The sequence below is a fragment of the Herbiconiux ginsengi genome, assembly GCF_900107435.1.
In the GTDB taxonomy this organism is placed as follows: Bacteria; Actinomycetota; Actinomycetes; order Actinomycetales; family Microbacteriaceae; genus Herbiconiux; species Herbiconiux ginsengi.
The window spans coordinates 1-26,640 of the sequence record NZ_FNPZ01000003.1; the positions used below are offsets into that span (position 1 = coordinate 1).

The 26,640-nt window shown below is 67.9% G+C and carries 25 protein-coding genes; 17 read left to right on the forward strand and 8 right to left on the reverse strand.

What is annotated here, in order from left to right; all coding sequences use genetic code 11:
* The 3 genes from BLW00_RS12790 to BLW00_RS12800 form a co-directional block, all read left to right on the forward strand.
* Positions 1-438, forward strand: a 438-nt coding sequence (locus BLW00_RS12790; RefSeq protein ID WP_175494259.1) for a cytochrome d ubiquinol oxidase subunit II, incomplete at its 5' end; no start/stop codon positions are given.
* A gap of 69 nt (positions 439-507) precedes the next feature.
* Positions 508-885: an ArsR/SmtB family transcription factor gene (locus BLW00_RS12795; RefSeq protein WP_092554789.1), complete on the forward strand. Its 378-nt coding sequence runs from the start codon at positions 508-510 to the stop codon at positions 883-885.
* Between the two features lie 10 nt (positions 886-895).
* Positions 896-2,554, forward strand: a complete 1,659-nt coding sequence (locus BLW00_RS12800) for a SulP family inorganic anion transporter (RefSeq protein ID WP_407650969.1) — start codon at positions 896-898, stop codon at positions 2,552-2,554.
* A 27-nt stretch (positions 2,555-2,581) separates the two neighbouring features.
* On the opposite strand, the gene BLW00_RS12805 is transcribed toward BLW00_RS12800, so the two are convergent.
* Positions 2,582-3,376 (reverse strand): DeoR/GlpR family DNA-binding transcription regulator, encoded by a 795-nt coding sequence (locus tag BLW00_RS12805; RefSeq protein WP_092554791.1) that lies wholly within the window; start codon positions 3,374-3,376, stop codon positions 2,582-2,584.
* 154 nt (positions 3,377-3,530) lie between these two features.
* Here BLW00_RS12805 and BLW00_RS12810 point away from each other — a divergent pair, with 154 nt between their 5' ends.
* The 7 genes from BLW00_RS12810 to BLW00_RS12840 all read left to right on the forward strand — a co-directional run bounded on the left by BLW00_RS12810 (position 3,531) and on the right by BLW00_RS12840 (position 10,009).
* On the forward strand, positions 3,531-4,823 hold the full coding sequence (locus BLW00_RS12810) for an ABC transporter substrate-binding protein (protein WP_092554793.1): 1,293 nt from the start codon (positions 3,531-3,533) through the stop codon (positions 4,821-4,823).
* Positions 4,824-4,930: 107 nt separating this feature from the next.
* The gene (locus BLW00_RS12815; protein ID WP_092554795.1) at positions 4,931-5,854 is read left to right on the forward strand and encodes a carbohydrate ABC transporter permease; all 924 of its coding nucleotides are present in this window, start codon (positions 4,931-4,933) and stop codon (positions 5,852-5,854) included.
* Between the two features lies 1 nt (position 5,855).
* On the forward strand, positions 5,856-6,707 hold the full coding sequence (locus tag BLW00_RS12820; protein WP_245741572.1) for a carbohydrate ABC transporter permease: 852 nt from the start codon (positions 5,856-5,858) through the stop codon (positions 6,705-6,707).
* A gap of 56 nt (positions 6,708-6,763) precedes the next feature.
* Positions 6,764-7,624, forward strand: coding sequence for a ketose-bisphosphate aldolase (locus BLW00_RS12825; protein ID WP_092554797.1), 861 nt, complete (start codon positions 6,764-6,766; stop codon positions 7,622-7,624).
* A complete protein-coding gene (locus tag BLW00_RS12830) occupies positions 7,624-8,847 on the forward strand; it encodes an ADP-dependent glucokinase/phosphofructokinase (protein WP_092554799.1) in 1,224 nt (407 codons plus the stop codon). The genes BLW00_RS12825 and BLW00_RS12830 overlap by 1 nt, the downstream gene beginning before the upstream one ends.
* Before the next feature lie 65 nt (positions 8,848-8,912).
* Positions 8,913-9,350: a VOC family protein gene (locus tag BLW00_RS12835; protein ID WP_175494260.1), complete on the forward strand. Its 438-nt coding sequence runs from the start codon at positions 8,913-8,915 to the stop codon at positions 9,348-9,350.
* 11 nt (positions 9,351-9,361) lie between these two features.
* Entirely contained in the window at positions 9,362-10,009 is a 648-nt protein-coding gene (locus BLW00_RS12840; protein WP_092554801.1) for a winged helix-turn-helix transcriptional regulator, read from the forward strand.
* Here BLW00_RS12840 and BLW00_RS23455 read toward each other — a convergent pair whose 3' ends face one another.
* Positions 10,010-10,180 carry a hypothetical protein gene (locus tag BLW00_RS23455; RefSeq protein ID WP_175494261.1) on the reverse strand — a complete coding sequence of 57 codons (171 nt, stop codon included), beginning with the start codon at positions 10,178-10,180 and terminating at the stop codon, positions 10,010-10,012.
* A gap of 99 nt (positions 10,181-10,279) precedes the next feature.
* On the opposite strand from BLW00_RS23455, the gene BLW00_RS12845 reads away from it, so the two are divergent.
* Genes BLW00_RS12845 through BLW00_RS12855 form a run of 3 tightly spaced genes read left to right on the forward strand, consistent with a single transcriptional unit; the run spans position 10,280 to position 12,545 of the window.
* Entirely contained in the window at positions 10,280-10,663 is a 384-nt protein-coding gene (locus BLW00_RS12845) for a hypothetical protein (RefSeq protein WP_139256712.1), read from the forward strand.
* A 35-nt stretch (positions 10,664-10,698) separates the two neighbouring features.
* Entirely contained in the window at positions 10,699-11,232 is a 534-nt protein-coding gene (locus BLW00_RS12850) for a hypothetical protein (protein ID WP_217634375.1), read from the forward strand.
* A gap of 47 nt (positions 11,233-11,279) precedes the next feature.
* Positions 11,280-12,545 (forward strand): serine hydrolase domain-containing protein, encoded by a 1,266-nt coding sequence (locus BLW00_RS12855; RefSeq protein WP_092556059.1) that lies wholly within the window; start codon positions 11,280-11,282, stop codon positions 12,543-12,545.
* Positions 12,546-13,085: 540 nt separating this feature from the next.
* On the opposite strand, the gene BLW00_RS12860 is transcribed toward BLW00_RS12855, so the two are convergent.
* Complete coding sequence (locus BLW00_RS12860; RefSeq protein WP_245741573.1) at positions 13,086-14,123, reverse strand: LLM class flavin-dependent oxidoreductase; 1,038 nt, start codon at positions 14,121-14,123, stop codon at positions 13,086-13,088.
* Positions 14,124-14,331: 208 nt separating this feature from the next.
* Here BLW00_RS12860 and dacB point away from each other — a divergent pair, with 208 nt between their 5' ends.
* The gene (dacB, locus tag BLW00_RS12865) at positions 14,332-15,924 is read left to right on the forward strand and encodes a D-alanyl-D-alanine carboxypeptidase/D-alanyl-D-alanine endopeptidase (RefSeq protein ID WP_092554809.1); all 1,593 of its coding nucleotides are present in this window, start codon (positions 14,332-14,334) and stop codon (positions 15,922-15,924) included.
* A gap of 41 nt (positions 15,925-15,965) precedes the next feature.
* Positions 15,966-17,162 (forward strand): serine hydrolase domain-containing protein, encoded by a 1,197-nt coding sequence (locus BLW00_RS12870; RefSeq protein ID WP_092554811.1) that lies wholly within the window; start codon positions 15,966-15,968, stop codon positions 17,160-17,162.
* Here BLW00_RS12870 and BLW00_RS12875 read toward each other — a convergent pair.
* The 5 genes from BLW00_RS12875 to BLW00_RS12895 all read right to left on the reverse strand — a co-directional run bounded on the left by BLW00_RS12875 (position 17,155) and on the right by BLW00_RS12895 (position 24,119).
* The gene (locus BLW00_RS12875; protein WP_092554813.1) at positions 17,155-17,826 is read right to left on the reverse strand and encodes a response regulator transcription factor; all 672 of its coding nucleotides are present in this window, start codon (positions 17,824-17,826) and stop codon (positions 17,155-17,157) included. The two genes, BLW00_RS12870 and BLW00_RS12875, sit on opposite strands and share 8 nt — an antisense overlap.
* Positions 17,814-19,574, reverse strand: coding sequence for a sensor histidine kinase (locus BLW00_RS12880; protein ID WP_139256713.1), 1,761 nt, complete (start codon positions 19,572-19,574; stop codon positions 17,814-17,816). Before BLW00_RS12880 ends, BLW00_RS12875 begins: the two co-directional genes overlap by 13 nt.
* A gap of 281 nt (positions 19,575-19,855) precedes the next feature.
* Positions 19,856-21,253, reverse strand: a complete 1,398-nt coding sequence (locus tag BLW00_RS12885; RefSeq protein ID WP_092554817.1) for an FAD-binding oxidoreductase — start codon at positions 21,251-21,253, stop codon at positions 19,856-19,858.
* Positions 21,250-22,758 carry an APC family permease gene (locus BLW00_RS12890; protein WP_092554819.1) on the reverse strand — a complete coding sequence of 503 codons (1,509 nt, stop codon included), beginning with the start codon at positions 22,756-22,758 and terminating at the stop codon, positions 21,250-21,252. The genes BLW00_RS12885 and BLW00_RS12890 overlap by 4 nt, the downstream gene beginning before the upstream one ends.
* Positions 22,755-24,119 (reverse strand): alpha/beta hydrolase family protein, encoded by a 1,365-nt coding sequence (locus BLW00_RS12895; protein WP_092554821.1) that lies wholly within the window; start codon positions 24,117-24,119, stop codon positions 22,755-22,757. Before BLW00_RS12895 ends, BLW00_RS12890 begins: the two co-directional genes overlap by 4 nt.
* A 120-nt stretch (positions 24,120-24,239) precedes the next feature.
* Here BLW00_RS12895 and BLW00_RS12900 point away from each other — a divergent pair, with 120 nt between their 5' ends.
* Positions 24,240-25,184: a hypothetical protein gene (locus BLW00_RS12900; protein ID WP_092554823.1), complete on the forward strand. Its 945-nt coding sequence runs from the start codon at positions 24,240-24,242 to the stop codon at positions 25,182-25,184.
* 51 nt (positions 25,185-25,235) lie between these two features.
* A complete protein-coding gene (locus BLW00_RS12905; RefSeq protein WP_092554825.1) occupies positions 25,236-26,630 on the forward strand; it encodes a pyridoxal phosphate-dependent decarboxylase family protein in 1,395 nt (464 codons plus the stop codon).
* Positions 26,631-26,640: the final 10 nt, after the last annotated feature.

The following is a 26,640-nucleotide window of genomic DNA, read 5'->3' on the forward strand; positions in this document are numbered from 1 at the left end:
CGGGCCCGCGCACGCAGGCTCGCGACCCGCGCCGGTGTGGTCACCATCGTGGTCGCCGCCGCGTTCCTGCTCTGGACCTCGCTCGCCTACGGCACCCTCGCATCCGTCCTCCTCTCCGCGGTCGCGGCGGTGACCCTCATCGGTGCCGTGCTCGCGAACGCGCGGGGCCGTGAAGGTCTCTCGTTCGGGCTCATGGCGGCCACCATCGGGGTCGCGGTGCTGAGCCTGTTCTTCGCCCTGTTCCCCGACGTGATGCCGGCCTCCAACGACCCCGCCAACAGCCTCACCATCACCAACGCCTCGTCGTCGGAGTACACCCTCACGATCATGACGTGGGTCGCCGTGATCGCCTTGCCGCTCGTTCTCGCCTACCAGGGCTGGACCTACTGGGTCTTCCGCAAGCGCGTGACGCGCGCCCACATCCCGGCGGGTGGGTGAGGACCAGGAGTCGCTGGCGGATTGATTGAATGATAGATTCATCAAGTCGTCATATCGAGGAGTCCGCCCATGCAACCGTTCTTGTCCGACGAGCGCCGGCCGCTCTATGAGGTCAAGGCGAACCTCTTCAAGGGACTGGCGCATCCGGTGCGCGTGCGGATTCTCGAGCTGCTGAGCGCCGCCGGCGAGGTCACGGTCGCCGAGCTGATCTCCGAGACCGGCCTCGAGGCCTCGCACATGTCCCAGCATCTCTCCGTTCTGCGGCAGCACCACCTGGTTCTGGCCGACCGGCGTGCGAGCCAGGTCTTCTACCGGCTCGCCTATCCGCAGGTGGCCGATCTGCTCCGCGTGGCGCGGATCCTCCTCGCCGAGATCCTGGAGACCACGCACGACCGACTGGTCTCGACGATCAACCTCCCCTCGCTCGAGCCGGAGACCGCTCGGTGAACGGACCGTCGTGCGCGAGGTGATCGCGCGCATCCGCTCGTTCCTGCCGGCCGCGAACGACTACCGCGGTCTGCGGCGCAGTTGGCGGGCCGATCTCGTCGCCGGGCTGACGGTCGGCATCGTCGCGCTCCCCCTCGCCCTGGCCTTCGGCGTCAGCTCCGGAGCCGGGGCCGGAGCGGGGCTGATCACCGCCATCGTGGCCGGGGTCGTGGCCGCCGTCTTCGGCGGCTCCAACCTGCAGGTGTCGGGTCCGACCGGCGCCATGGTGGTCGTGCTCGCACCGATCATCGCGCACCAGGGCATCGGCGCGCTGGCTCCCGTGTGCATCCTGGCCGGCGGAATCCTCGTGGTCGCGGGAACGGCCCGCCTCGGCCGCGTGGTGGCGCTCATCCCCTGGCCCGTGATCGAAGGCTTCACCCTCGGAATCGCGGTCATCATCTTCCTGCAGCAGGTGCCGACGGTCGTGGGGGTCGCGCCGGGCGGCAGCAGCAACGCCGCCGTGGCAGCGGTCGAGGCGATGACGCGGATCGACTCGTCGACCGCGATCTGGACGATCGGGATCGCGGTGTCGGTGGCCGCGATCATGCTGGTCGCGCCGCGCATCCACCGGCACCTCCCGGGCTCGATCCTCGCCGTGGTGGTGGTCACCGCGGCCGCCGTGCTGCTCCAGGCGCCGGTGGCCAGGATCGGCGTCGTGCCGTCGGCGCTGCCCGCCCCCGCGTTGCCGAGCGTCGATCCGTCGTCCCTCCCGACGCTGCTCGGCGCCGCGGCGACCGTCGCCGCACTGGCCGGCATCGAGTCGCTGCTCTCCGCCCGGGTCGCGTCGACGCTCTCCACCGCCGGCGACTACCTTCCCGACCGAGAACTCCTCGGTCAAGGCCTCGCCTCGATCGCATCCGGCCTGTTCGGCGGCATGCCGGCGACCGGTGCCATCGCGCGAACCGCGGTGAACGCCCGGTCGGGTGCACGAACCCGAATGGCGGCGATCGTGCACAGCCTGGTGCTGCTCGTCATCGTCTACGCCGCGAGCACAGTGGTGAGTGTCATCCCCTTGGCGGTCCTCGCCGGCGTGCTCATGGTGACGGCGGTCACGATGATCCCCGTCCCGGCGATCCGCGCGATCTTCCGGTCGAGCCGGGCCGATGCCCTGGTCTTCACCGTGACCGCACTCGTGACCGTGAGCGTCGACCTCATCTACGCCGTCCTCATCGGTTTCGCGATCGCCGCTCTGTTCGCCCTGCGCAACCTGGCCGGTTCCGGTGGCGTGCATCGGGAGGTGCTGGAAGGACCAGTGAGGGCCGGCGACGAGCGCATCGCCGTCTTCCGCATCGAGGGCGCCCTGTTCTTCGGAACGGCCGAGAAGGTGGTGCAGACGATCAACGACGTGCACGACATCTCCGTCGTCATCCTCCGGCTCTCCCGGATGCAGCTGCTCGATTCGACGGGAGCGCACACGCTGGCCGAACTCGTCCGCGACCTCGAACGACGAGGTGTCACCGTGCTCGTGAAAGGCGTGCGGCCGGAGCACCTGCCGCTCACCACACGCCTCGGGGTGGTCACGGCACTCCGGCATCCGAATCATCTGTTCGACGACCTCCCCGCCGCCGTCGCGCACGCGCGCTCGCACGTGGTCGCGACCAGCCTGGCCAAGCCGGCGAGCGCGTCGTGAGCGGCGCGCTGCGACCGAGCGGCGCACTCAGGGAACGACGAGCTCGACGCCCCCCTCGGCGAGCGCCCGCTGCAGGGCCTGCGACGGCAGCGTGTCGGTGACGAGCACGTCGGCGCCGCTCAACGGAGCCACCTGGGCGAAGAGTCGTCTCTCGAACTTGGAGGAATCGGCCATCACGATCACCCGGTCGGCGCGGCTCATCATGTCGGCCATCATCGCCGCATCACCGAGGTTCGAGGTCGAATAGCCGTCCTCCGACACCGCCCCCACAGCGATCAGTGCCACGTCGCAGCGGAGGTCGATCTCGCTGCCGCCCGGACCGAGATTGAAGCTCACCGGGCCCGTCGTGGCTTGAGTGATCGACCGTACCGACCCGCCGAAGACGTAGAGGTCGCGGAACACGGTCGGCATGATCTCGGCCGGCACCTGCAGGTTGTTCGTGGCGATGGTGAGATCCCGATGATTGCGCAATGCCCGCGCGAGCGCCAGCGCGGTCGTGCCCGCATTGATCATCACCACGGAACCGTCGCTCACCATGGAGGCGGCCAGTTCGCCGATGCGTTCCTTCTCGGCGGCCTGCACCCGCAACCGCACGTCGAGGCCGCGGTCGGTGGTGCGACTCACGGCGGTGAGGCTCAGCGCGCCCCCGTGGGTGCGCACGATCTGCCCGTCGGAGTCGAGCCGGTCGAGGTCCCGGCGGATGGTGTCGATCGACACGGAGAACTCCTCGGCCAAGGCCGCGACCGTCACCTGGCCCTGCAGATTGATCGCCTCGACGAGGGCCGCTTTCCGCCCCGCCGGAAGCCGTCGTGATTCATTCATACGGCAATAAGTAGCACAGAAGTCGAACAAAGTTGAGAAGAACGGCTCATTCTCGCCTCCGTTTTTTGCAGCTTGACGCAGTTTTGTTCGAGGTCTACGATTCGAATACTGCATCAAAGCGCAATTTCCCGCGCGATGTCCTGAATGGAGAATCATGAGCAAAGACGCTCGCGCTCGTCGAGGCACCTTCCGCCTCCTTGGCGTGCTGGCCACAGCAGCCACCCTCGCTGCCACCGCCGGCTGCGCAGCCTCCGGATCGTCGGAATCCTCCGACGGCACCGTCACTCTCGAGTTCGCCCAATGGTGGGAGCCCGAGCTCCCCGAAGGCGCTCTCCGCGGGATGATGGACGACTTCGAGGCCCAGAATCCCGGCATCAAGGTCAACCTGCTGAGCGGCCCGTACGCCTCCACCAAGGAGCAGCTGTTCGCCGGCGCCGCAGCCGGAACCATGTCCGACGTCGTCGGACTGGATGGCGCCTGGGTGAGCGATTTCGCCAAGCAGGGTGCTCTTGCCGACCTCAGCGCGTTGATGGCCGACGCGGGCTTCGACGACAGCGAACTGGCGAGCCAGATCCAGGTCGACGGATCGACCTACATGATCCCGGCCGTCAACTTCGTCTACCCCCTCTTCACCAACGACGACCTGTTGTCGAAGGCCGGCATCAGCGCGCCGCCCACGAATCGCACCGAGTTCGCCGCCGCCGCCAAGGCGGTCTCGGCGCTCGGCGACAACACCAGCGGCTGGATCCTGCCGCTCTCCCAGGAAGCGCCCAACGGAATCCAGAACGACGTCATGTCGTGGACCTGGGCGTCGGGCGGATCGATGCTCAAAGACGGCCAGCCCGACCTCACCAACGACGACGTGAAGAGCGCCGTCGAGTTCGTGCAGGGCATGTGGAACGACGGATCGATCGCTCCCGGCTCCTTCACCATGAAGGAGCAGGACAAGGTCGAGGAGTTCAGCAACGGCCGGGTCGGCATGATGATCGACTCGCTCGCCCACATCAACCTGCTGCGCGAGAACGACCCGAACCTGAAGTTCAGCATCTCGGCCATCCCGGCCGAAGACGGCTTCACAGGTGAACGAGGCATTCCCTACGCGTCGTGGGGCATCGGGGTCTCCGACAGCTCGGCGCACCCCGCCGAAGCCTTCAAGCTCGTGCAGTACCTGATGAGCGAGAAGGTCAACTCCGAGCTCTCCACGGTGGCGAACGCCTTCCCCGGCAACACGAAGTCGGTGCCGGATTTCTCCAACAGCGACCCGCTGTTCCAGACCGCGTTCGACATCTACAAGGCCGGCTACCCCGCGAACGAGTTCACGGGCCTGCCCGTGGCCGAAGACCTCATGCGGAGCTTCGACGGCCAGTTCCAGAGCCTGCTGAACGGCGACCAGTCGGTGGACGAGACGCTCGAGAACGCTCAGAAGGAATGGGAATCGCAGTTCTAGCCGCTCCCCTGCTCTGAGCCTCCGCTCGGAGTTCCGAACCGGCCGCGTCGCGGTGACGCCCCCCATCGTGATCCCGCGACGCGGCCCCTCGATCTCGAGGAGTCCGCATGACCTCGTCGTCAGTCGACAGAACCCTGCGAGCGCCCGGCCGATTCTCGAAGGCGCGCCGCGGCAGCGAACCGTACGCCTTCATCCTTCCGACCGCTCTGCTCATCACCGTGCTGATGATCGTTCCGATCGTGATGGTGATCGGCTACTCGTTCAGCGACAACGTGATCACCAACAAGCACCCCGAATTGGTGTGGCTCGCGAACTACGCCGAGGTGCTCGGTGATCCGGTGTTCCACACCGCTGTGATCAACACGGTCGTCTTCACCGTGGGGAGCGTCGCGGCTCACCTGGTGCTGGGGCTGGCCTTCGCGATGATGCTCAACACCCAGCTGCTCAGCCGGTTCACGAAGGCCCTGTTCCGAACGGTCTACATCCTGCCGTGGCTGTTCACCGCCGCCGTCATCGCGGTGCTCTGGCGGTTGCTGCTCAGCCCGAACGGCGTCGTCAACTATCTGCTGGACTCCACAGGGATCGCCAGCGGACAGGTCGAATGGCTCTCCAACCCCGACCTCGCGCTCGGATCGGTCACCTTCATCAACATCTGGGCCGGTTATCCCTTCTTCATGATCAGCCTGCTCGCCGGGCTGCAGGGCATTCCGCACGACCTCTACGAGGCCGCGACGGTCGACGGGGCGAACGGCATCCAGAAGTTCTTCAGCGTCACCATCCCCCAGCTCAGGCCGATCATCATCAGCATGCTGCTGCTCGACCTCATCTGGACCTCGCAGCAGTTCGCGTTGATCTGGATGACCACCGGTGGTGGCCCCATCAACGTCACCGAGATGCTCAGCACCTACACCTACAAGCTGGCGTTCAGTCGCTACGAGTTCGCCCTCGCCTCGACCAGCGCCGTCCTCGTTCTCGCACTCTCGATGGTTCTCGCCGTCTTCTACGTGCGCCACCAGAGAGCCCGCGATTGACATGACGACGATGACCAAGCGCAACCGCAACCGCCTGCTCATGAAGGTCGGCGTCATCCTGGGCCTCGTCGCCGGTGCGATGTTCGCCGGGTTCCCGATCCTCTGGATGCTCTCCAGCTCGTTCAAGTCGAACGGCGAGATCTTCGAGTTCCCGCCGCGCCTCGTCACCGAGGACTTCTCGTTCGGCGCCTACCTCTCCATCCTCACCGACCCCACGAAAGTGCGATTCTTCGTGAACAGCTACGTGGTGGCGATCGCCGTCACGCTGCTCACGCTGTTCGTGGCGATCATGGCGGCCTACGCCTTCAGCCGGTTCGAGTTCCGGGGCAAGCGCATCATCAACGTGGTGATCGTGAGCGTGCAGGCCGTGCCGCCGATCACCCTCCTCATCCCGTACTTCGGGCTGGTCGTCGTGCTCGGCCTCTACAACACCTACCCCGGGCTCATCCTCACCTACATGGTGTTCACGCTGCCCTACGCGATCATCATGATGACCGGCTACTTCAACACCCTTCCCCGCGAACTCGACGAAGCGGTGCGGATGGATGGCGCCGGCTCCATGACCGCGCTCTGGAAGGTGCTCGTTCCGATCGCGGTGCCCGGCATCGTCTCGGTGGGCATCTACACCTTCATGATCGCCTGGAACGAGTATCTCTTCGCTCTCACCCTCACGAAGACCGAGGACATGCGCACGGTGCCGATCGGCATCCAGCTGTTGATGGGCCAGCACTCCTACCAGTGGAACGAGATCATGGCGATGAGCATCCTGGGCTCGGTTCCGGTGCTGATCCTCTTCCTCTTCTTCCAGCGCTACTTCATGGGCGGACTCGCCTCCGGCTCGGTGAAGAGCTGATCCCCCACGCCCACATGCCCCCCTCTACCAACCACAAATAACAAGGAGAATCACCAGTGCTGATCACAGGCAAAGATCTGCTCGCCGTCGCCCATGAGAACTACTTCGCGGTGCCGGCGTTCAACATCAGCGATTGGGCGATGTTCAACGGAATCGTCGAGATCTGCGAGGCGGAGCAATCTCCGCTGATCGTCGCGATCCACCCCGATGAACTCAGTCACATCACCCCCGACCTGCTGCCCTCCATCATCGCCCGCTCGCACCGCGCGTCGGTGCCGGTGACGATCCACCTCGACCACGGAGCGAGCTACGATCAAGCGCTCGTCGCCATCCAGGCCGGGTTCACGTCGTTGATGATCGACGGCTCGATGCTCTCGTTCGACGAGAACGCCGCTCTCACCAAGCGCGTGGCCGAGACCGCCCACACGGTGGGGCTCTCGGTCGAGGGCGAGCTGGGCACCATCGGCAAGATGGACGAAGAGGCCGAAGACGGCGCCGTCGAGATCATCTACACCGACCCGGATGACGCGGTGCGCTTCATCCAGGAGACCGGTGTCGACAGTCTCGCCGTGGCCATCGGCACCTCGCACGGCATCTACCCGTCGTGGTTGAAGCCGGCCCTCAAGCTCGACCTGTTGAAGGAGATCAAGGTGGCCACGGGCATCCCGCTCGTGCTGCACGGCGGATCCGGCAACCCCGACGACGAGATCGCCGAGGCCGTGAAACTCGGCGTCAACAAGATCAACATCTCCAGCGACATCAAGCACGCCTACCACTCGAAGATGCGAGAGGTGCTCGCCGACGGCGGAGTGCGCGAACCGAACACCATCCAGCCGCCGTCGATCAAGGCCATGAAGGAGACGGCGAAGCACAAGATCCACCTGTTCGAGGCCGACGGAAAGGCCACACTGTACTGATGAGCAACAGGATCGTGCTCGGGCTCGGCGGCACCGTCGACTACGAGATCGACTGGAACGAGCGCCGCCTCGACGAGCTGATCGGCTGGTACGGCATCCAGCCCGCCGAGCTCTCCCGACGGGCGCCGATCGAGTCCGAGCGCGATCTGGTGCGCACCCTCGCCGCCTTCCTGGCCGACGGCACGGGGGGCGAGCGGTTCGTCGCCTCGTCCGACATCCTCGAGCAGTTCGCCGCCCGCTTCGACAAGCGCATCACTCTCGGCGGCACGTGCGTGCGAGCCGCGATCGCACTCGATCGGCTCGGTGTGGCGAGCACGGTGCACCTCGTCTCGATCGACGACCACGTACGACGGCTGCTGCCGGCGTCGGTCGAGGTGATCTGCAGTGCCGACCACGACACCACCGATCCCCATCTGATCGTGCAGTATCCCGCCGGCGCGTCCGTGCGGGTCGGGGACAGCCTGCACCGGGCCAGGCATCCGAACCGGATCATCTTCACCAACGATCCGCCCAATCGCTCGCTCGTGATCAGCCCCGATCTCCGGGTGGCCACGGCGGTCTCCGAGGTGTTCCTCGTGTCGGGTTTCAACACCATTCAGAGCCCCGACGTGCTCGCCGATCGCCTCGACCGGGTCGCCGAGGCGATCGCAGCGGTCCCCGACGGAGGTGTGGTGGTGTACGAGGACGCCGGTTACCACCTGACCGAGTTCACCGCGGCCGTGCGCGAGCGATTGCTCGGCTCGGTCGACCTCTGGAGCATGAACGAAGACGAGCTGCAGCACTACCTCGACCGCACCGTCGACCTGCTCGACCGCGACGAGGTGCACTGGGCGCTGCTCGATCTGCGGCGGCTGTTCCCCGGCCCTGCCCTCGTGGTGCACACGCGGCACTGGTCGGCGGTGCAGGCTCCGGATGCTCGGCGCTGGGCGGCCGTCGTGCAGGGCGGCATCACCATGGCGAGCACTCGATATCTGCACGGCGACGCGTGGAATGCGATCGACTTCGAGGCCACCGGCCGTCTGCCGCGTCAGGAGGAGGCGTCCCGGCTCGCCGAGGCCCTGAACACGGCCGGGCACGGCAGGCTCGTGATGGTGCCGGCATTCGAGCTCGTCACCGCTCATCCCACCACCATCGGGCTCGGCGACTCGTTCGCGGGCGGGATGATCGAGGCGCTCAGCCGCGAGCGCGCGACCGGATCGGAATCCGCACGCGCCGTCTCTTGACGTCGCACTTGTTTTTTGCAAGTGTGGTGGATGTCCGACGACGGACCCACGAGAGGGAGACCACGATGACCACCATGATGTTCGTCAACCTGCCGGTGACCGACCTGGAGCGCGCGAAGGCGTTCTACACGGCCCTCGGATTCACCATCAATCCGAAGTTCACCGATCACAACGCGGCCTGCGTGGTGGTCGAGCCCGACCACAGCGCATTCATGATCCTCACGCGCGAGTTCTTCCAGACCTTCAGCGAGCGCCCGATCGGCGACCCGGCGAAGGACGTCTCGGTGGCCACCGCGATCTTCCTCGACAGCCGCGATGACGTCGACACCGCCGTGGCCGGTGGCCTCGCAGCGGGCGGCACGGAGGCGCAGGCGGCATCCGACTACGGCTTCATGTATCAGCGTCAGCTCACCGACCCCGACGGCAACATCCTCGAGTTCGGCTGGATGGACCCGTACGCCGCCGAGCACGGCCCCGAGGCCTACGCTGCTCAGCAGAGCTGAGGCCGTCGCCCGTGGCTGCACGCGACTACGGGCAGTACTCCGGCATCTCCCGGGCCGTGGAGCTCGTGGGCGAGCGCTGGGCGCTGCTCATCATCCGCGACCTGCTCGTGGGGCCGCGCCGCTACGGTGAGCTCGCCGCGGGGCTGCCCCGCATCCCGAGCAACATCCTCGCGGCGCGGCTCAAGGAGCTGCAGGCGGCCGGCGTCATCCGCCGGGCGCCGCGGTCGCGGGTCATCGTCTACGAGCTGACACCGTACGGGCGGGAGCTGGAACCCGTCGTGCTCGCTCTCGGGGCGTGGGGGTTCAAGGCTCTCGACGATCCTCGGGAGGAGCAGATCATCACGCCCGATTCGATGACGATGGATCTGCGCACCGCCTTCCGGCCCCAGGTGGCCCTCGAGCTGCCCGCGACCGCCTACGCGGCGCGCCTGGGCGCTGCCGAGCTCCTCATCCGCGTCGACGGCTCGTCGCTGGACGTGCGGCGCGGCGACGGGCAGGTCGATCTCGCCTTCGCCTTCGAAGAGGGCGCGGGCATCCGTCGCCTGATCTCCGGCGAACTCGCCGCCGAGTGCGCGATCGCGACCGGAGTCGTCGAGGTGCTGCGCGGACGCGGGGATCTCCTCAATCGCTTCGCCGACACCTTCCACCTCGCGGCCTGATCATTCGCTCCGGTCGCGGAAGCCTTCCGCGACCAGGTCGCGGACAAGATCGTCGTCGACATCGGGGCGGCCGTCCGTTCGCATGCCTACGCTCCCACCGTTCGTGCCGATCATCCCGTTGTCGCCGCCACCAACGCCGCCGGCTGAGGGTGCCGCACCGAGCGCCGACATCGCGATCGTCCCGCGTGGGACGGGACCTGAGTCTATGGTGCAGCGCATTCCGGACCCATAGATTCGTCCTCGACCAGTCCAGGGAAAGTGATGAAGCCCATGTCGAAATCAGCCGCCCCCGCGGAGTCCGATCGTGGTCGCTCCGCGGCCACGTACCGGGCCCTGCTCCTTGCCTCCGTCTTTTTCGTCGCAGCGCTTCTCCTCACTCTGCTTCTGGGCGAGCCATTGGACGCGCGCGTCCTCATCCTCTACGCAGGAGCGGGCCTGTTCGTCGGTGGCCTGGTGACGGCGGTCAGCGAACGGCGACCTGCAAGGGGTGACACGTCCGCCGGTCATCTTCGAGCGCAACCGACGCGGGAGCAGCTGGAGCGTCGACGCCTGATCGTCTTCGCTGTCGCCGCGATTCTCGCTCCGATCTGGAGCCTGACCGGGCGAGGGGCCACCGTGCGACGGATCGCGCATCTCGATCAGCCGTCGACATGAGCGACGCGGATTCGAGGCCTGCGCGGACGCTGCTGATGGAACGGTTCGCAACGATGTACCGGGCACGACATTTCGACACCGATCCATTCGATCTCGAAGGCGGCTATTTGCAGACGACCCTCTCCGACGAGGCGCGTATGCCGTTGCGGTATTTCGTGGAGTACAACAACGCCTGGTGGTTTGAGATCGTGACCGCGGTCGAGGTGCCCGTCGCCGCCTACGATCCGGCCAGTCACTCCGGCTTCATCGTTCTCGAGATCTCCTACGGCGACGATGTTCTTCGCGCGGCCCAACACGTGCACTTCGCCGGGAAGAAGATCGCTCGAATCCGTACGTATGCGTCATCGGCGTTCTTCGCCGGGTCGAACCCCCTGGTGCGGCTTGACCGGATCGGGAACTCCATCTGGCTCGAGACCGGCTACGACCTCACCGCATCGACCGCCGCCGCCCGACGATTCGTGGACAGCCCGACGGGCCGTCGATTCGCTCTGGCGGAACCGACGGCGGCGGCGATCGCGCAGATCACAGCGAATGTGACCGCGCTCGAACGACGGCTCGGCACGGCCTAGACCCAGGTCTATGTCCATCGACCCCGCCGTACTGCACGATGGTGATCATGCTCAAGAAAACGGTCCTCGCTGTCATCGCGCTCGGGACGCTGCTGTCGGTGAGCGCCTGCACATCCGGTTCGGCGACGTCCGGCTCGTCCAATCCCGCGACGGCCGCGCCGGCAACAGCCGAACCCGACTACGCGTCGGCGCTGCAGGATCGGATCGCCGAAGCGATGGAGAAGAACGCGATCCCCGGAGCTGTCGCTCTCGTGCTGTCGCCGTCGCGCGGTGATTGGTCGTCCACCTTCGGAACCGCCGAGCTGGGCAGCGATGTGCCGATGTCTCTGGACGACTACCTCCGCATCGGCAGCAACACCAAGACCATGACCTCGACCGTCATCCTGCAGCTCGTCGAGGAGGGCAAGCTCTCCCTCGAAGACCCGATCTCGAGGTTCCGCCCCGACGTTCCGGATGGGGAGAACATCACTATCGCGAATCTCTCCGAGATGCGCAGCGGGCTCTACAGCTACACCTTCGACCCCCAGTTCAATGCCACCCTCGACGCCGAGCCGCAGAAGGCCTGGACCCCGGATGAGCTGCTCTCCATCGCCTTTTCCCACCCCGCGAATTCGGCTCCCGGAGTGACGTTCGACTACAGCAACACCAACATCGTGCTCCTCGGGGTCGTGATCGAACAACTGACGGGTATGTCGGCATCCGAGGCTTTCGAGAAGCGGATCTTCGCGCCGCTCGGGCTGGAGCACACCGCGCTGCCGGCCAACACCGACTCGTCGATTCCCGAGAACCACCCGCAGGGCTATCAGTTCGGCACCAACGTGCAGACAATCGATTCCTACGCGGTGCCCGCCGCTGAACTGCCCAGCGCACTCGACGGAACCCTGAAGCCTCTCGATCAGACGAACGCCAATCCCTCGTGGGCTTGGACCGCTGGTGCGGCCATCTCTACCCCCGACGATCTCGCGACATACGTGAAGGCGCTCGTGGGCGGTGGCCTCCTCGACGACACGACCCAGAAGCTGCGGCTGGACAGCATCCAGCCCATGGTCGCCGGAGGCTCGCCCGACGTCGGATACGGGCTCGGCATCGCTCAGTTCGCCCCGGGCATTCTCGGGCACGACGGTCAGCTGCCCGGGTACTCCACATTCATGGTCTACAACGTGAACACCGGCGACACGCTCATCATCGGATGCAACCTGTCTGCGTCGCCGGTCGATGGTGAGAACGCAGCGGTCGTGGTGGCAAAGTCCGTGATCGCCACGCTTTACGGTGCGGGTGACGTGCCCGGCGACCCGGCGGCGCCCGCGTCCTGACGACCGTACCCCCGCGATCGGGAACGCACGTTGTCAGGGCGGCGGAGCCACCTGGCAGACGTCCCGCCTGGTCCACTCGATGTGCCGGCGGTACGACGAGGATCGCACCAGATCAGGCTTGTCCAAGGCAGAATCTGCCGGGGTGCTGGCCCGGATGCGGCTCGTCGCGGGCCGCGAGCGGTGTATTCGGAGGACGCGGCCGAATTCGTCGACGAACGCGGAGGCTCGGCGACCGGACGTCGGGTGGTTCCGCGTCTGGCAAGGACCTCCTCGACCGGCTCGCATTCCGGCCATCCTCGAGAGCGACGTCGATGACCGCGCTCGCCCCTGCGACGACACAGACCGCCTACCTCATCGTGGCGGAGGCTCTTACCAACGCGGTCGAGCGCTCCGGCACATCATCCGCCTTCGGATGATTCAATCCACCCGAGGTTCCACGACGCGCGGCGATCGTCGATGACGGTCACAGGAGCCTCGCTCGACGAAGAGCGAGGATTGCGAACATCCGCGCCTGATGTGCCGAGACTGTTCACTGCCTGGTTACCGCCAACCCAGCTCCGGAGCGACATATCGCAGGATCGACTCGATCACGTGGGCGTTGTACGCAACGCCCAATTGGTTCGGCACGGTGAGCAGCAGCGTGTCGGCCTCGGCGATCGCCTCGTCTTCGGCGAGCTGCTTCACGAGGCGCTCCGGCTCGGCGGCATAGCTCCGGCCGAAGATCGCTCGCATGTTGGCGTCGATGTTGCCGATCTGGTCTTCGCCGTCGTCGCCGCCACCGAAATAGGCGCGGTCCTGGTCGGTGGTGATCGCGAAGATGCTGCGACTCACCGAGACGCGCGGCTCGAAGCGGTGACCGGCGGATGCCCACGCCTCGCGGAACTCGCGGATCTGCTTCGCCTGCTGCACGTGGAACGGCTCGCCCGTCTCATCCATCTTCAGAGTCGAGGACTGCAGGTTCATGCCCAATTCGGCGGCCCAGCGCGCCGTCGCGTTCGACGCGGCGCCCCACCAGATGCGCTCGCGCAGGCCCTCCGAATACGGCTCGATCCGCAGCAGCCCAGGAGGGTTCGGGAACATGGGCCGTGGGTTCGGCTGCGCGAAGCCCTCGCCCTTCAGCAATTCCAGGAAGACCCGGGTGTGCTCGCGCGCGAGGTCGGCGTCATCCTGACCCTCACCGGGGCGATAGCCGAAGTAGCGCCAGCCCTCGATCACCTGCTCGGGTGACCCTCGGCTGATGCCGAGCTGCAACCGGCCACCGGAGATCAGATCCGCGGCGCCGGCGTCTTCGGCCATGTAGAACGGGTTCTCGTAGCGCATGTCGATGACGCCGGTGCCGATCTCGATGGTCGAGGTGCGTGCGCCGACGGCGGCGAGCAGCGGGAAGGGCGATCCGAGCTGGCGGGCGAAGTGGTGCACCCGGAAATATGCGCCGTCGGCACCCAGTTCTTCGGCCGCGACCGCGAGATCGATCGACTGTAGCAGCGTGTCGGATGCGCTGCGGGTCTTCGACTGAGGAGACGGCGTCCAGTGCCCGAAGGAGAGGAAGCCGATGTTCTTGCGATTCGATGCGGTCACAGCTTCTGCAACACCGCGGAAACGAGGTGCATTCCTTGCCGGGCCCGACGCCGTCATCGACGGCAACACGCGACCTAGGTCTGTTCCGCGCCCGCCTGCGATCTGCGACGATCTGGATGCAGGAGTCGGTCGACCGTTCCTACCAGGTCGAGGATCGGGGTCGATCGCACAGGCCCGATTGCACGGGGACAATCGAAGGAGACAGAAGATGCTGACCGGGAGAACGTTCGCACTCGTCGGCGTGGCCGCGATCGCCGCGCTGGGCCTCGCCGCGTGCACGGCCCAACCCCAATCGACACCCGCAGCATCGAGCAGCGCCTTCACCGACGTCCCGGGCCTCGACCAGACGGCCCTCGACGTGATGAACCAGCCGGCCTACGCCAACGGACAGTGGGCCATCTCGGTGCAGGACATCGACACCGGGGAACAGATCGTCTCACTCAACGCCGACACCTTCTACGAGCCCGGCTCCATCGTGAAGACCTACAGCATCGGCGCTGCCTGGCAGCAGTTCGGGCCGGATTCGACCGTGGTCACGCCCGTGAAGAGCACAGGCCAGGTGATCGACGGCACCCTCACTGGAGACCTCGTGCTGGTGGGCCAGGGCGACCTGACCATGGGCGGGCGCACCAAGCCCGACGGCACCGTGGACTTCACGAACCTCGACCACAACGACGCGAACGGCGTTCCCGGCGCCACCCTCACCACCGAAGACCCGCTCACCGGATTGAACGATCTGGCGGCACAGGTCAAAGCCTCCGGCATCACCACGGTGTCGGGCGACGTCATCGTCGACGATCGACTGTGGGACCCGGCGGAGCTGGTCGGCGAGCCGATCACACCGATCATCATCAACCAGAACGTGATCGACCTCACGACCACGCCGGGCGCCGTCGGCGAACCCTCCACGACGGCGATGAGCCCCCAGGTCGCGCCATGGACCGTCGACAACCGAGTGACGACGGTCGCGGCCGGCGAGCGGACGGGCATCCAAGCCACCTCCACCGACCAGAAGACGATCGTGCTGACCGGGCAGATCGCAGCCGACGCGGGCCCGACCGTGAGCGTCTTCGCGTTCGATGACCCGGCAACCTTCGCGCGCACGGCCTTCATCGAGGCCCTCGGGCGGGCCGGTGTCACCGTGACGGCCGACCCGGTCGCAACCAACCCCGAGGGCGCCCTGCCCGACACGGCTGCGGTCTCCGCCTTGCCCGCGGTGGCCGAGCTCACCAGCCTCCCGTTCCTGGAAGAGGCCACGTACACGATGAAGATCAGCTACAACCGGGGCGCACAGACGTTCATCTGCCGGCTCGCCGTCGCCTCGGGAAGCACCGACTGCGACGACGGCCTCGGCCAGGCGGGCGAGGTCTGGTCGAAGGCCGGACTCGACACCACGCAGGCCGTGCTCATCGACGGCTCCGGGCTGCCGGGCAACGTCATCACCGCGAACAGTGAGGTGCAGCTGCAGAGCATCATGGCGAAGCGGCCCGACGCCGAGGAATGGCGCTCGACCCTCCCCGGTCTCGGCGTCGACGGCTCCCTCGCGAAGGTGCAGGCGGATACTCCGTCGGCCGGCAAGGTCGTCGGCAAGACCGGCACGCTGGCCTCGGTGGACGGCTTCAACGACGAGCGCTACTTCCTCCCCGCGAAGGCCTTGGGCGGTTACATCGAGACCGAAGGCGGCCGCCATTTCGCTTTCACGATCATCGCGACCAACAGCGTCTTCGACGACGTGCAGGGCGTGTTCGCCGCGAACGACGACGTCGGCAAGGTCGCGGCCTCCATCCAGCAGGCCTACTGACTCGGGCGACCTCACCCGCGCCCCCACCAGAAAGAGACGCCATGACGACACGAACCACGACTCGCGGTCTGCTGGCGGCGAGCGCCGCCCTCACGCTCGCCCTGACCGGATGCACGGCGTCGGGTGGCGGTGCGACCGCCCCGACCCCGAGTTCGGATTCGGCCTCGCTCGCGAGCTCCCTCGACCTCGCTCTCGCCGAGCTGGTCGCCATGCCCGGGGGTCCTCCCGGCGCGATCTCCCTCGTGCAGGTCGGCGACGACCTCACGGTGCACACCGCAGGCGTCGCCGAGGTGGGCAGTTCGACGCCCCCGGCGCCCGACGACTTCATGCGCATCGCCTCCGTGGCGAAGGCATTCAGCGGTGCCACGGCGCTCGCGCTGGTCGACGAGGGCACGCTGTCGCTCGACGACACCATCGGCGAACTCCTCCCCGATCTGCCGCAGGCCTGGGCCGACGTGACTCTACGCCAACTGCTCGACCACACCAGCGGGTTGCCCGACTTCACGAAGAGCCCGTCGCTCGCCGAAGCCGCCGGCGCCTCGCTCGACGTGGCTCCGGCACCTGACCAGTTGCTGACCTTCGCGGCCGACGAGCCGTTGAACTTCCCTCCGGGCAGTGAATACCGCTACAGCAACTCCGACAACATCGCCGTGGGCCTGATGATCCAGGCGGCGACCGGCAAGCCCTACACGGACTCCCTGCAGTCGCTCGTGCTCGATCCGCTGAAGCTCGACTCCACGAGCCTCCCGGTCGGCACCGAGATGCCCGAGCCGACATTCCACGGTTACGACCTGGATCCGCCGGACGCTCCCGTCGACGTGACGACGCTTATCGCTGCGGGCTGGGCCTGGGCATCCGGCGGCGTCGTCTCGACGCCGTCCGACCTCAACACCTTCATCCGCGGCTATGTCGGGGGTGAGCTGTTCGGCGCCGACACGCAGGCCCTGCAGACCGACCTGTTCATCCCGGGCGGCGAATCCGGTCCTCCCGGCCCGGGCGTGAATTCGGCGAGCCTGTCGCTGTTCCGCTACCAGACCCCGTGCGGCACCGTCTACGGCCACACCGGCAACACGCCCGGCTACACCCAGTTCGCCGTGGCGAGCCCCGACGGCACGCGATCGGCCACGATGTCGATCAACCTCGCCCGCAATCTCGACAGCACGGGTCAGGACCTGGAGGTGCTGCACGCGCTGCAGAAGGCCGAAGCCGCCGCGGTGTGCCTGGCGCTCGCTAGCTGACCCGGCCGGTGTCGCTCGCCGCCGAGAGGAAGCGGATGACGGCCAGCACCCGCCGGTGGTCGTCCGCATCCACAGGCAAACCGAACGCGTCGTAGATCTTCGAGGTGTGCTGCACCACCGACTTCTCACTCAGGTGCAGGTGGCTCGCGATTCCCGCGTTGCTCCTCCCCTCCGCCATCAACCCCAGAACCTCGAGCTGGCGGGGTGTGAGCGACCCGACCGCGTCACTCACGCGGCTCGCCCGAGACACCATCACGGCCACCACCTCGGGATCGAGCGCCGTTCCGCCCTGGGCGACGCGACGCAGGTCGGAGGTGAACGTGGTGACGTCGGCGATGCGCTGCTTCAGCAAGTACCCGACGCCGCCGGTGTTGGTATCGAGCAGCTCGGTGGCGTAGCGGCGCTGCACGTACTGCGAGAGCACGACCACCGCGATCGAGGGGTGGGCGCGCCGGATGCGCAGTGCGGCGAGCAGGCCCTCGTCGGTGTGAGTGGGAGGCATCCGGATGTCGGTCACCACGAGGTCAGGCTGGAGCCGCGGCACCTCCGCCTCGAGTTCGACGGCCGTACCGACCGCGGCGACCACCTCGAATCCATCCGACTCGAGCAGGTGTCGCACGCCTTCGCGCAACAGCACTTCGTCTTCACCGATCACGACCCGCATGGCAGCTCGACTCTCATTCGTGTTCCTTGCCCGTTCACGGACTCCAGCGCGAAGATCCCGCCCAGCACGTCGACTCGGTCGGCGAGGCCTTTGATGCCGGTGCCGGCTCCGTTGCCGTAGCTCGCGCCGCCGATCCCGTTGTCGGCGATCTCGAGGTGCAGCCGGGCGCCCACCTGCCCGATCGTCACGCGCACCGACGTGGCGTGGGAATGCTTGACCGCATTGGTGAGTGCCTCGGCGATGATGAGGTAGGCGGTGTGCGTGGTCGCGGGGGCGAGCGAATCGTCGTCGACGTCGGCCTCCAGGGTCGCCGGGATCGCCAGGCGGTCGACCAGGTCTTCGGCGGCCGCTGAAAGGCCCCGTTCCACGAGCGCGGCAGGCAAGACGTTGTGCACGAGCCGTCGCAGCTCCGCGGCTGCTTCGTCGATGCGGCGGCGCAGCTCGGTCGCCGCGCGGCTGGTCGCGACCGAGGCATCCGGTGCGTTTCCGATCTGCTGGGCCTCGAGTGCAAGAAGCACGAGCTGCACCTGGAGCCCGTCATGCAGATCCTGCGCGATGCGGGAGCGCTCGCGGTCGGCGGTCTCCACCAGACGGAGCCGGGACTGCAGCAAGGCGTCATTGCTGGCCAGTAGCTCCGCGGTGAGTCGTTCGCGGTCGATGGCGATCGCCAGCACCTCGCCCGCGCGGCGCACCACGTCGGTGTCGGCGATCATCCGGTTGTCATAGACGATGGCGCCGACGAGGCGGGACTCGACCGACACCTCCAGCCAGGTTCGGCCGGCATCGCCGCGAGCGTCGTCGACAGGCATCCCGAGCCCGTCGACGAAGGCTGATCGGTCGGGTGACCAGTAGACCACCTGGAGCGAGTCGTCGCCCATCGTGCTGGCCAGGGCACGCTCGACCGTCGATCGGGGCGCGCCTGAGAGTCCCAGCCAGGCGGCGAGCGCCTCGAGCTCCCCCGTGCGACGGAACCCGCCGAACAGCACGCCGAGCAGGAAGGCGATCGGCAGCCCCGCGAGGAGAGCGAGTTGGATCACACCGCTCACGGCCTGGGGCTCCCCGAGAGCGCGCACGACGAGCGGCGCCGCGGGGATCAGCAGCACAGCAAGACTCCCGTAGAGGAACAGAGGTGCGAGAACCTTGCGATGCGCGTGGTCTGCGGCGCGCAACCGACCGACGAGGATGATCACGGTGATCACCATCAGGGCGATTCCCAAGGTGCTCTGCACCGTCGTCAAGGCGCTGATGGCCGCTCGGTCGCCGCGGATGGCAATGCTCAGTGCCTGCAAGACGACGGAGACGCCATAGGAACCGATCACCACGGCGATCGACAACCGGCCGTGCAGGCGCCCCGATGGGAAGGCGTGCAGGAGATGCACCACGACGGCCAGCACGCTCGTGGCGAAGACAGCGCTGATCACGCTCAGCAGCTCGATTCCCAAGTTGACGAGGCCACCGAGGAGCACGGTGATGCCGCCGATGACGATCAGGGCGCCGGTGGCGTTGTTCGGGCGCCGCCACCATGCGGTGACTCCCGCCGCGACCCACACCCAGAACGCGGCCGTGAACACGACCACCGCCCAGAGGTTGTCGGGCACGCCGAGCCCGACCGCGATCTGGATGATGCCCAGCAGGAGCGCGCACCCCACGACCACGAGCAGAGCGAGCCGGAGCGATCCCTGACGCCCCGAGCGGAGGCTCATCGATCGAGCGGGCACGACGACGTCCGTTCCGGGCCGAGTCGTCACCGACGAGCCTCTTCCTGAACACCGGCGTATGGACGCATGTCGGCTAGGCTCCCACACTCGCCGGGCATCCTCCATAGACCTGGGCCCATGCGTCATTGGCAGATCCCTCGACCTCTTTCACCATCCGTCGGGACGAGTCGCCAGCCGCGGCGACATCACACCGAGACGGTGGACGAGGCGGGAGATGAAGATCAGCTACAACCGGGGCGCACAGACGTTCATCTGCCGCCTCGCCGTGGCCTCCGGCAGCACCGACTGCGACGACGGATCCCTGCCGTGATTCAGGGGGTCGCCGAAGCACGATGATCGTCTCCGCCGGGCTCCGGGCTGACGCTCTGCGGGTGCCGGAACACGTCGTACGGGTCGTATGCCGCCTTCACCTGCCGCAGGCGTTCGACGTTCGAGCCCCAGTACGAGTGCTGCCAGCCGGCCGCCCCGGCGTTGGGCACGTTGACGTAGGCGCCCTGCACGAATGGCGAGAGAGCATCCTCGAACGCGGCAACCCAGCGGAGACACTCCGGCGTCAGAGGGTCGTCGCGTGCGGGCACGCCACCACGTCTCCCCCAGCCGGCGCCCGGCTCGGCGTAGAACAATGCGCTGCGGTGGGCGAACACGCTCCCGCCGGGCGGTTCGCTCGTCGGCACGACGCCACCGAACGCGTTGGCGAAGTAGTTGCACTCGGAGGTGGGCGCCGACGCCATGAACGACGCGATCACGTCGATCGCCTCGGGTGGGAGCGGTGTGGTCACGAATTGCGAGGCGAACTTCCAGTTCGCCGCCTCCTCGGGAGTGGGGATCTGGAAGCCGCCGTAGATGCCGGCCCAGTCACCCTCGACCGCCGAGACCTCCGGGTGCCCGATCGAGAGCACGGGTTGCAGCAGACCGAGCGTCTCCCCGACGGATGCGCGCACCGACACCGCGATCATCGTGATGTCGTCGCGGTGGATCTCGAGCTGACTCGTGAGACGCACGTCGGCGGTGGGAGCCGATCTCTGCCAGGCCTCGAACACGCGATCGAGATCGCCGAGACCGGTCCAGTGGGCGGTCAGGTAGACGGCCCTCGGCACGGGGTGGATGCGGTACGTCAACGCCGTGACCACGCCGAAGCCGCCGTTGCCGGCGCCGCGGAGCGCCCAGAGCAGATCGGCATGGCGGGTCACATCGACGGTGATCGCCTCCGCTCCCCCGATGCCGGCGGCGGTCACGATCTCCACCGACAGCAGGTTGTCGCTGGCCAGACCGAAGGCGCGGGTCAACAGCCCGAATCCGCCGCCGAGGGTCGCGCCGGCCAGCCCCACCGAGCCCTCCGTCCCGGTGGGCGTCGCGAAACCGGCCGCACCGAGCGCGGTCACCGCCTCGAGCTGGGTGAGTCCGGCTCCGACGGTGGCGGTTCGCGCATCCGGGTCGAGCGCCACCGACTTCAGCTCGCTCACGTCGATCACCAGACCGCCGTCGAGAGACGACCAGCCCTCGAGGCTGTGACGACCGCTGCGCACGCGGAACGCGACGTCGTTCCGGCGAGCCCAGCCGACGGCGTCCACGACATCCTGAACCGCCTGCACGAACACGATCGCAGAGGGCTCGCGGATCACGAGCAGGTTCCAGGATGCGCGCGCGGTGTCGTACTCCTCGTCGCCCGGTCGCACGACCCGGCCCGGGAGTTCGTCGCGGGCGCTCATTCGACCGTCTCGACCGTCTCCGCCACTTCGACGACCCCCACGGTCTCCCCGGTCTCGACTCCCTCGACCGCCGCTCCGCCGTCGGGCTCGGTCTCGAGCACCGAGCGCCTGAAGATCATCAGCCACGCGAAGTAGGCACCGCCCGCGAGGATGAGCCCGAGCACCACCAGCGCAGGAATGAGCGACTCCGGCGGCGTCACGAGCACGAAGAGGGCCACACCCACCCAGAGCAGCGCCACGATCGTCACGGGCAGCTCGAAGCGACCGAGATTGAACCCGCCCGCCTTACGCTCCAGCTTGCTGCGCACCGCGAGATAGAGCACCACGATCGCGCCGTACATCAACGCGGGCAGCAGCGTTCCGCCCACGAGCAGCTGATTCAAGGCGTCTCCGGGCAGCGCCAGCATGAGCACGACGCCGATCACCACGATCGACACCGTCGCCGCGACAGGTGTCCGGGTGCGAGGATTCACCCGGCTCATCAGCCGAGCGGCGGGGAAACGTCCGTCGCGCGCCATCGCGAACACCTGGCGCGAGCAGGCCGCCATCACCACCATGCCGGCGCCGAAGAACGCGAAGGCGATCCCGCCGATCACGATGCGCTCCCACACCGGCCCGAGCTGGCCGCGGATGATGGCAGCGACCGGCGAAGGATCGGCGGTGACGGCATCCACGTCGGTGATCGCGAGCGTCAGCACGATCAAGAAGATCAGCCCGGCGACGCTCGCGGCGATCACCGATCCCACGATCGCTCGCGGCACGTTCCGGAAAGGGTTCTTGGCCTCCTCGGACAGATTGGCGGCCGAGTCGAAGCCGACCAGCGTCGTGAGTCCCATCAGAGCACCGGCCATCAGCCCGCCTCCGATGGCGAAGTAGTGCGGGTCGCCGATCGACACTCCACGCGCACCGAGGTTGCCGACGTCGCCGCCGCTCGTGATAGCCATCACCACGAGCAGGGCGACGACGATCACCGCGATGATGCCGAGCTCGACGCTGACGGCGGCCGAGGTGATCAGACCGAACAATCGCGTCGAGGCGATCACCAGAGCGGCCTGAACCACCAGGATGGCGAGAGTGAGGATGCGGGTCACGCCCTCATCCGCGTCCAGACCGAGCAGTGGCATCAGCGCTTGACTCGCCATGGCGTTGGCCATCGTGACGACGGCGATCGCCAGGTACCAGAAGCTGAGCCAGCCGAAGAACCAGCCGATCTTCGGGTTCGCAAGCCTCGATGCCCACTGGTACGACGACCCGCTGAGGGCGATGCGGGCCGCGAACTGGGCCACGACCAGGGCGACGAGGGTCTGCCCCACGGCGGCGAGCACCCAGAGCCAGATGCCGACGGGCCCGGCCGTCTGCAGCAGTTCGCCGTAGGTGGCGAACACACCCACGGCCACCGAGATGAAGGCGAAGGAGATGGCGAACACCTGAAAGCCCCCCAGGGTGCGTTTCAGCTGCGGCTGATCGCCTGCAGGCGGATCGAATGCGTCGGGTCGGGTCGTCATCGTGCCGGCTCCTCGGTGAATTGTGCGATGAAGTCACCGAGTTGCCTCTGCAACGCGGTGGAGAACGGGTAGGCGATCTGATCGGCGGGCGCCGGCACGTCTGCCGAGCCGACATCGCGCAGGATGTGCACCATGTCAGGCAGCTGCACCGACTGCGCGACCCCCGGCGGGAAGGCGTCGGCCACAGCCAGCACGCCGGAGCCGGATGCTCCGTCGCCGCAGGGGGTGTTGAAGTCCTTCGTGCCGCAGGTGATGAGCGTGGGGACCGTGACCTGTGGGGACAGCTCGCCCGGGTCGACCGCGTCGTATCCCTTGCCGTACGCCGTGCGGTAGGCGTGCGTGATCACCATCTGCGCGGGGTCGCTGCCGTAGATGTTCGACGCGATGGCGTCCTGATAGACGGCCGTGATCCCCGTCGCAGCCGGCAGTGGCACCGGGTCGGGGTCGGGGTAGGGAGGAGTGCCCGTTCTGATCTCGTCGATCCCGTGCGACATCCATTCCTCGAGGTCCGCGGCATCCGGTGCGGTCATCGCTCCGCCGGCCACCGCAGCGTCGATTTGCTCCGTGAACTGGCGGGCGACGATGTCGAGGATGTGCGTGTAGGCGGGCTCGATCAGCAGCAGGCCGGCCACGGCGGGAGCATCTCCGGGGTCGGTCGCGACGACCAGCGCGTCGGCGCCCCCTTCGCTGTGACCGAGGAGCAGCAGACGACTCGCGTCGACGCCGGGCTGCACCGCGAGGAAGGAGAGCGCGTCGCGGATGGGCTGCACCCGCAGCCGGTCGTAGCCGAGCGGAAGCAGGGCGTCGGGGTCGGCGGCGAACGACCCGAGGCCGGTGGCGCCGGTGCCGAGTTTGTCGTAACGGAGGGATGCGACCCCCTCCGCGCTCATCTGGTCGGCCAGCCACCGGTAGGCCTCGGTGGCGAGAGCGGGGGCGTTCCCGTCGCGGTCGACGGCGCCGGTGCCGACGACGATCACGACGGCCGGCACCGCCGCCGACGGATCGACCGGGCCCCGGTAGCTTCCGTGGAAGGTCACGCCGCCGCTGTCGAAGACGACGTCGCGGTCGTCGGCGATCACCGGCGGCGCGGGGGCCGGGGCGGGAGCGGGAGTGGCGCACGCGACCTCCGCCGCCTCGGCGAACGACGCCGCACCGGCGAGCGCGCCGATCCCGCCGGTGCCCACGCCGAGGCCCAGAGCTGCGACCAGAAGAAGCGCTGTCGCACGGCCGTTCGAGCGGGGTGCCCGACGTCCGAGCCCGGCGACCAGGAAGGCGGCGACTGCGGCCGCGACGAGGAGGAGGCCGATGAGCAGGAGGGAGATCAGTCCGTTGGAACCGGTGGCGGCAAGACAAGCGGTCATGGCACGGTTCCCCTCAGGACATGACTCATTGTCCGGATCCGTCCACCCGCCGACAAGCACCGCTTGCGGACATGTCCGCTTGCGGCCACGATTGTCGCGAGTGGCGACGAGAGGACCGGCATGAATGACGACACCGTGCTTGCGGCGGTCTATCGCGGCAGGCCCGCGACGATCGAGGACCTCGCGACGTTGACGCACCTCACCGCGCACGAAGCGGGCGCGGCCGTCGAACGTCTGCGGAGCCGAGGTCTGCTCGGGGGGCTGGGCGACAGCCTGAGCTACCCGCATCCCGCCGCCTGGGCGGCCGGCGCCGTGTCGGAGCGCTCCGCCGAACTGCGACGGAGCACTCGCGACGTGCTCGCCGGCCTGGAGCAGATCGTCACCGATCTCCCGGGAATGCTGCGCCAATGGTCGGTGGGCGAGGCGTCGGCGGATCTGGTCCCGGTGCTGACGCGACACGGCCCTCAGGCCTCCGAAGACCTCTGGTACGACACTGCGCAACACGACTCCGGCACCTTGAACGCGGTGCTCCCAGAAGTCGACCGATTCCTCGCCACCGGTGACGAACGCGTCGTGCGATTCGTGCAGGCGCTCGCCGGCAAAGAATCGGTGCACGTGATCGTCCCCACCTCGGCGGCCGATGACCCGGCTGCGATGGAGCGGATGCGACGCTACGGCAGCGTAGGTGTCGAGTGCCGGCTGCTGGACGACCCGCCGAGCTGGTTCTGGGTCGACGGGGATCAACTGGCCGTGCCGTTCGAGTGGGGCGAGGGTCGCCCCACGAGTGTGCTCGGCGTGCGCCACGCAGCGCTCGCGGGCATGGCACGCGACTATTTCGAGAGCTTGTGGCAGCGCGCCGACCCGATCTCGCCCTCTGGCCACGGCTGGACACCGCTGTTGCGGTTGATGCGGCAGGGCATCACTCTCGAGACGGCGTCGCGCCTGGTCGGGGTCACTCCTCGAACCGGGCGGCGGCGGGTTGCTGCGGCGATGACGCACTACGGCGTGTCGACGCTCTTCGCGCTCGGGGTGGCGTGGGCTGCCGATTCCGATCGGGCGGCTTGATCACGACTGGGCAGCCTATCCCCGGTGAGAGCGCAGGGGTACTCTGAGCGCGTGCCGTTGTCGCCTGACGAATATCGAGCACCGCTCGCTCGGGCGGCGCTGCACGCCGGCGAGTGGCTCGACTCCGTTCCCACGCGGCCCGTGAAGCCTCGCGAAGGCATCGAGGCGCTCGAGGCGGCATTCGCGCGGTCTCTCCCCGAGCATCCGTCCGACCCGGCCGAGGTCGTCGACGAGCTCGCGCGTCTCGCCGAACCGGGGCTCATGGCCATCGGCTCGGGGCGCTTCTTCGGGTGGGTGATGGGCGGCACCCTGCCGGCCGCGCTCGCGTCGGATTGGCTCGTGAGCGCCTGGGATCAGAACAACGGGCTGCGCTTCGCCACACCCGCGACGGCCGCGATCGAAGAACGCGCCGGCGCCTGGATCCTCGACCTCCTCGGTCTGCCCACGACGAGCACGGTCGGCTTCACGACCGGCGGCACGATGGCGAACTTCGTGGGCCTGACGGCCGGCCGGGGCGCGGTGCTGGAGGCGGCCGGCTGGAACGTGAATCGCGACGGTCTCACCGGAGCTCCCCGCGTCTCGGTGCTCGTGGGCGCTGAAGTGCACAGCTCGGTGGAGCTCGCGCTGCGCTACCTGGGCCTCGGCGAACCGACCCGCGTCGCCGCCGACGCGCAGGGGCGGATCCGACCGACCGCGCTGGCCGAGGCTCTGGCGGCGGCAGAGGGTCCGGTCCTCGTCGCTCTGCAGGCCGGCAACCTCCACTCCGGGGCGTTCGACCCGATGCGCGAGTGCATCCGGGTGGCGCACGAACACGGCGCCTGGGTGCACGTCGACGGCGCGTTCGGCCTGTGGGCGGCGGCGAGCCCGCGCTGGGCCGAGACTCTCGATGGTCTCGGCGAGGCCGATTCCTGGGCGACGGATGCGCACAAGACCCTCAACGTGCCGTACGACTGCGGGGTCGCCGTCGTGGCACGGGCGGGCGCGATGCAGTCGGCGTTCACGGCTCACACGAGTTACTTCATCCGCGACGACGCCGGCATCCCCGACCCCATGGACATCGTTCCGGAACTCTCCCGCCGCGCACGCGGCGTTCCGGTGTGGGCGGCGCTCCGTTCGCTGGGGCGCACCGGCACCATCGAGCTCGTCGAACGCCTTGCCGCGAACGCCCAAGCACTCGCGGAGGGGTTGACCGCCGTTCCGGGCGTCGAGGTGCTCAACGACGTGGTCTTCACCCAGATCTCGCTGGCGTTCGGCTCGGACGAGCGCACGCGTGCCGTGACGCAGGCGTTGATCGCCGACGGCGCCGTCTGGATGTCGGGGTCGCGGTGGGCGGGCCGTGACGTGCTGCGCATCTCGGTGAGCAACTGGTCGACGGATGCCTCCGACGTGACCGCCTCGATCGACGCCGTCGTGCGGGCGATGGCCGCAGCCGACGCCCGCCGCTGACGGTGACGGT

Coding starts and splice junctions, on each gene's coding strand:
- BLW00_RS12875 (WP_092554813.1), bottom strand. CDS start 17,826: ATGCGGGTCGTGATCGGTGAAGACGAAGTGCTGTTGCGCGAAGGCGTG.
- BLW00_RS12850 (WP_217634375.1), top strand. CDS start 10,699: ATGGAACGGTTCGCAACGATGTACCGGGCACGACATTTCGACACCGAT.
- BLW00_RS12810 (WP_092554793.1), top strand. CDS start 3,531: ATGAGCAAAGACGCTCGCGCTCGTCGAGGCACCTTCCGCCTCCTTGGC.
- BLW00_RS12845 (WP_139256712.1), top strand. CDS start 10,280: ATGTCGAAATCAGCCGCCCCCGCGGAGTCCGATCGTGGTCGCTCCGCG.
- BLW00_RS12895 (WP_092554821.1), bottom strand. CDS start 24,119: ATGACCGCTTGTCTTGCCGCCACCGGTTCCAACGGACTGATCTCCCTC.
- BLW00_RS12815 (WP_092554795.1), top strand. CDS start 4,931: ATGACCTCGTCGTCAGTCGACAGAACCCTGCGAGCGCCCGGCCGATTC.
- BLW00_RS12890 (WP_092554819.1), bottom strand. CDS start 22,758: ATGACGACCCGACCCGACGCATTCGATCCGCCTGCAGGCGATCAGCCG.
- BLW00_RS12805 (WP_092554791.1), bottom strand. CDS start 3,376: ATGAATGAATCACGACGGCTTCCGGCGGGGCGGAAAGCGGCCCTCGTC.
- BLW00_RS12830 (WP_092554799.1), top strand. CDS start 7,624: ATGAGCAACAGGATCGTGCTCGGGCTCGGCGGCACCGTCGACTACGAG.
- dacB (WP_092554809.1), top strand. CDS start 14,332: ATGCTGACCGGGAGAACGTTCGCACTCGTCGGCGTGGCCGCGATCGCC.
- BLW00_RS23455 (WP_175494261.1), bottom strand. CDS start 10,180: ATGTCGGCGCTCGGTGCGGCACCCTCAGCCGGCGGCGTTGGTGGCGGC.
- BLW00_RS12795 (WP_092554789.1), top strand. CDS start 508: ATGCAACCGTTCTTGTCCGACGAGCGCCGGCCGCTCTATGAGGTCAAG.
- BLW00_RS12885 (WP_092554817.1), bottom strand. CDS start 21,253: ATGAGCGCCCGCGACGAACTCCCGGGCCGGGTCGTGCGACCGGGCGAC.
- BLW00_RS12835 (WP_175494260.1), top strand. CDS start 8,913: ATGACCACCATGATGTTCGTCAACCTGCCGGTGACCGACCTGGAGCGC.
- BLW00_RS12900 (WP_092554823.1), top strand. CDS start 24,240: ATGAATGACGACACCGTGCTTGCGGCGGTCTATCGCGGCAGGCCCGCG.
- BLW00_RS12870 (WP_092554811.1), top strand. CDS start 15,966: ATGACGACACGAACCACGACTCGCGGTCTGCTGGCGGCGAGCGCCGCC.
- BLW00_RS12820 (WP_245741572.1), top strand. CDS start 5,856: ATGACGACGATGACCAAGCGCAACCGCAACCGCCTGCTCATGAAGGTC.
- BLW00_RS12855 (WP_092556059.1), top strand. CDS start 11,280: ATGCTCAAGAAAACGGTCCTCGCTGTCATCGCGCTCGGGACGCTGCTG.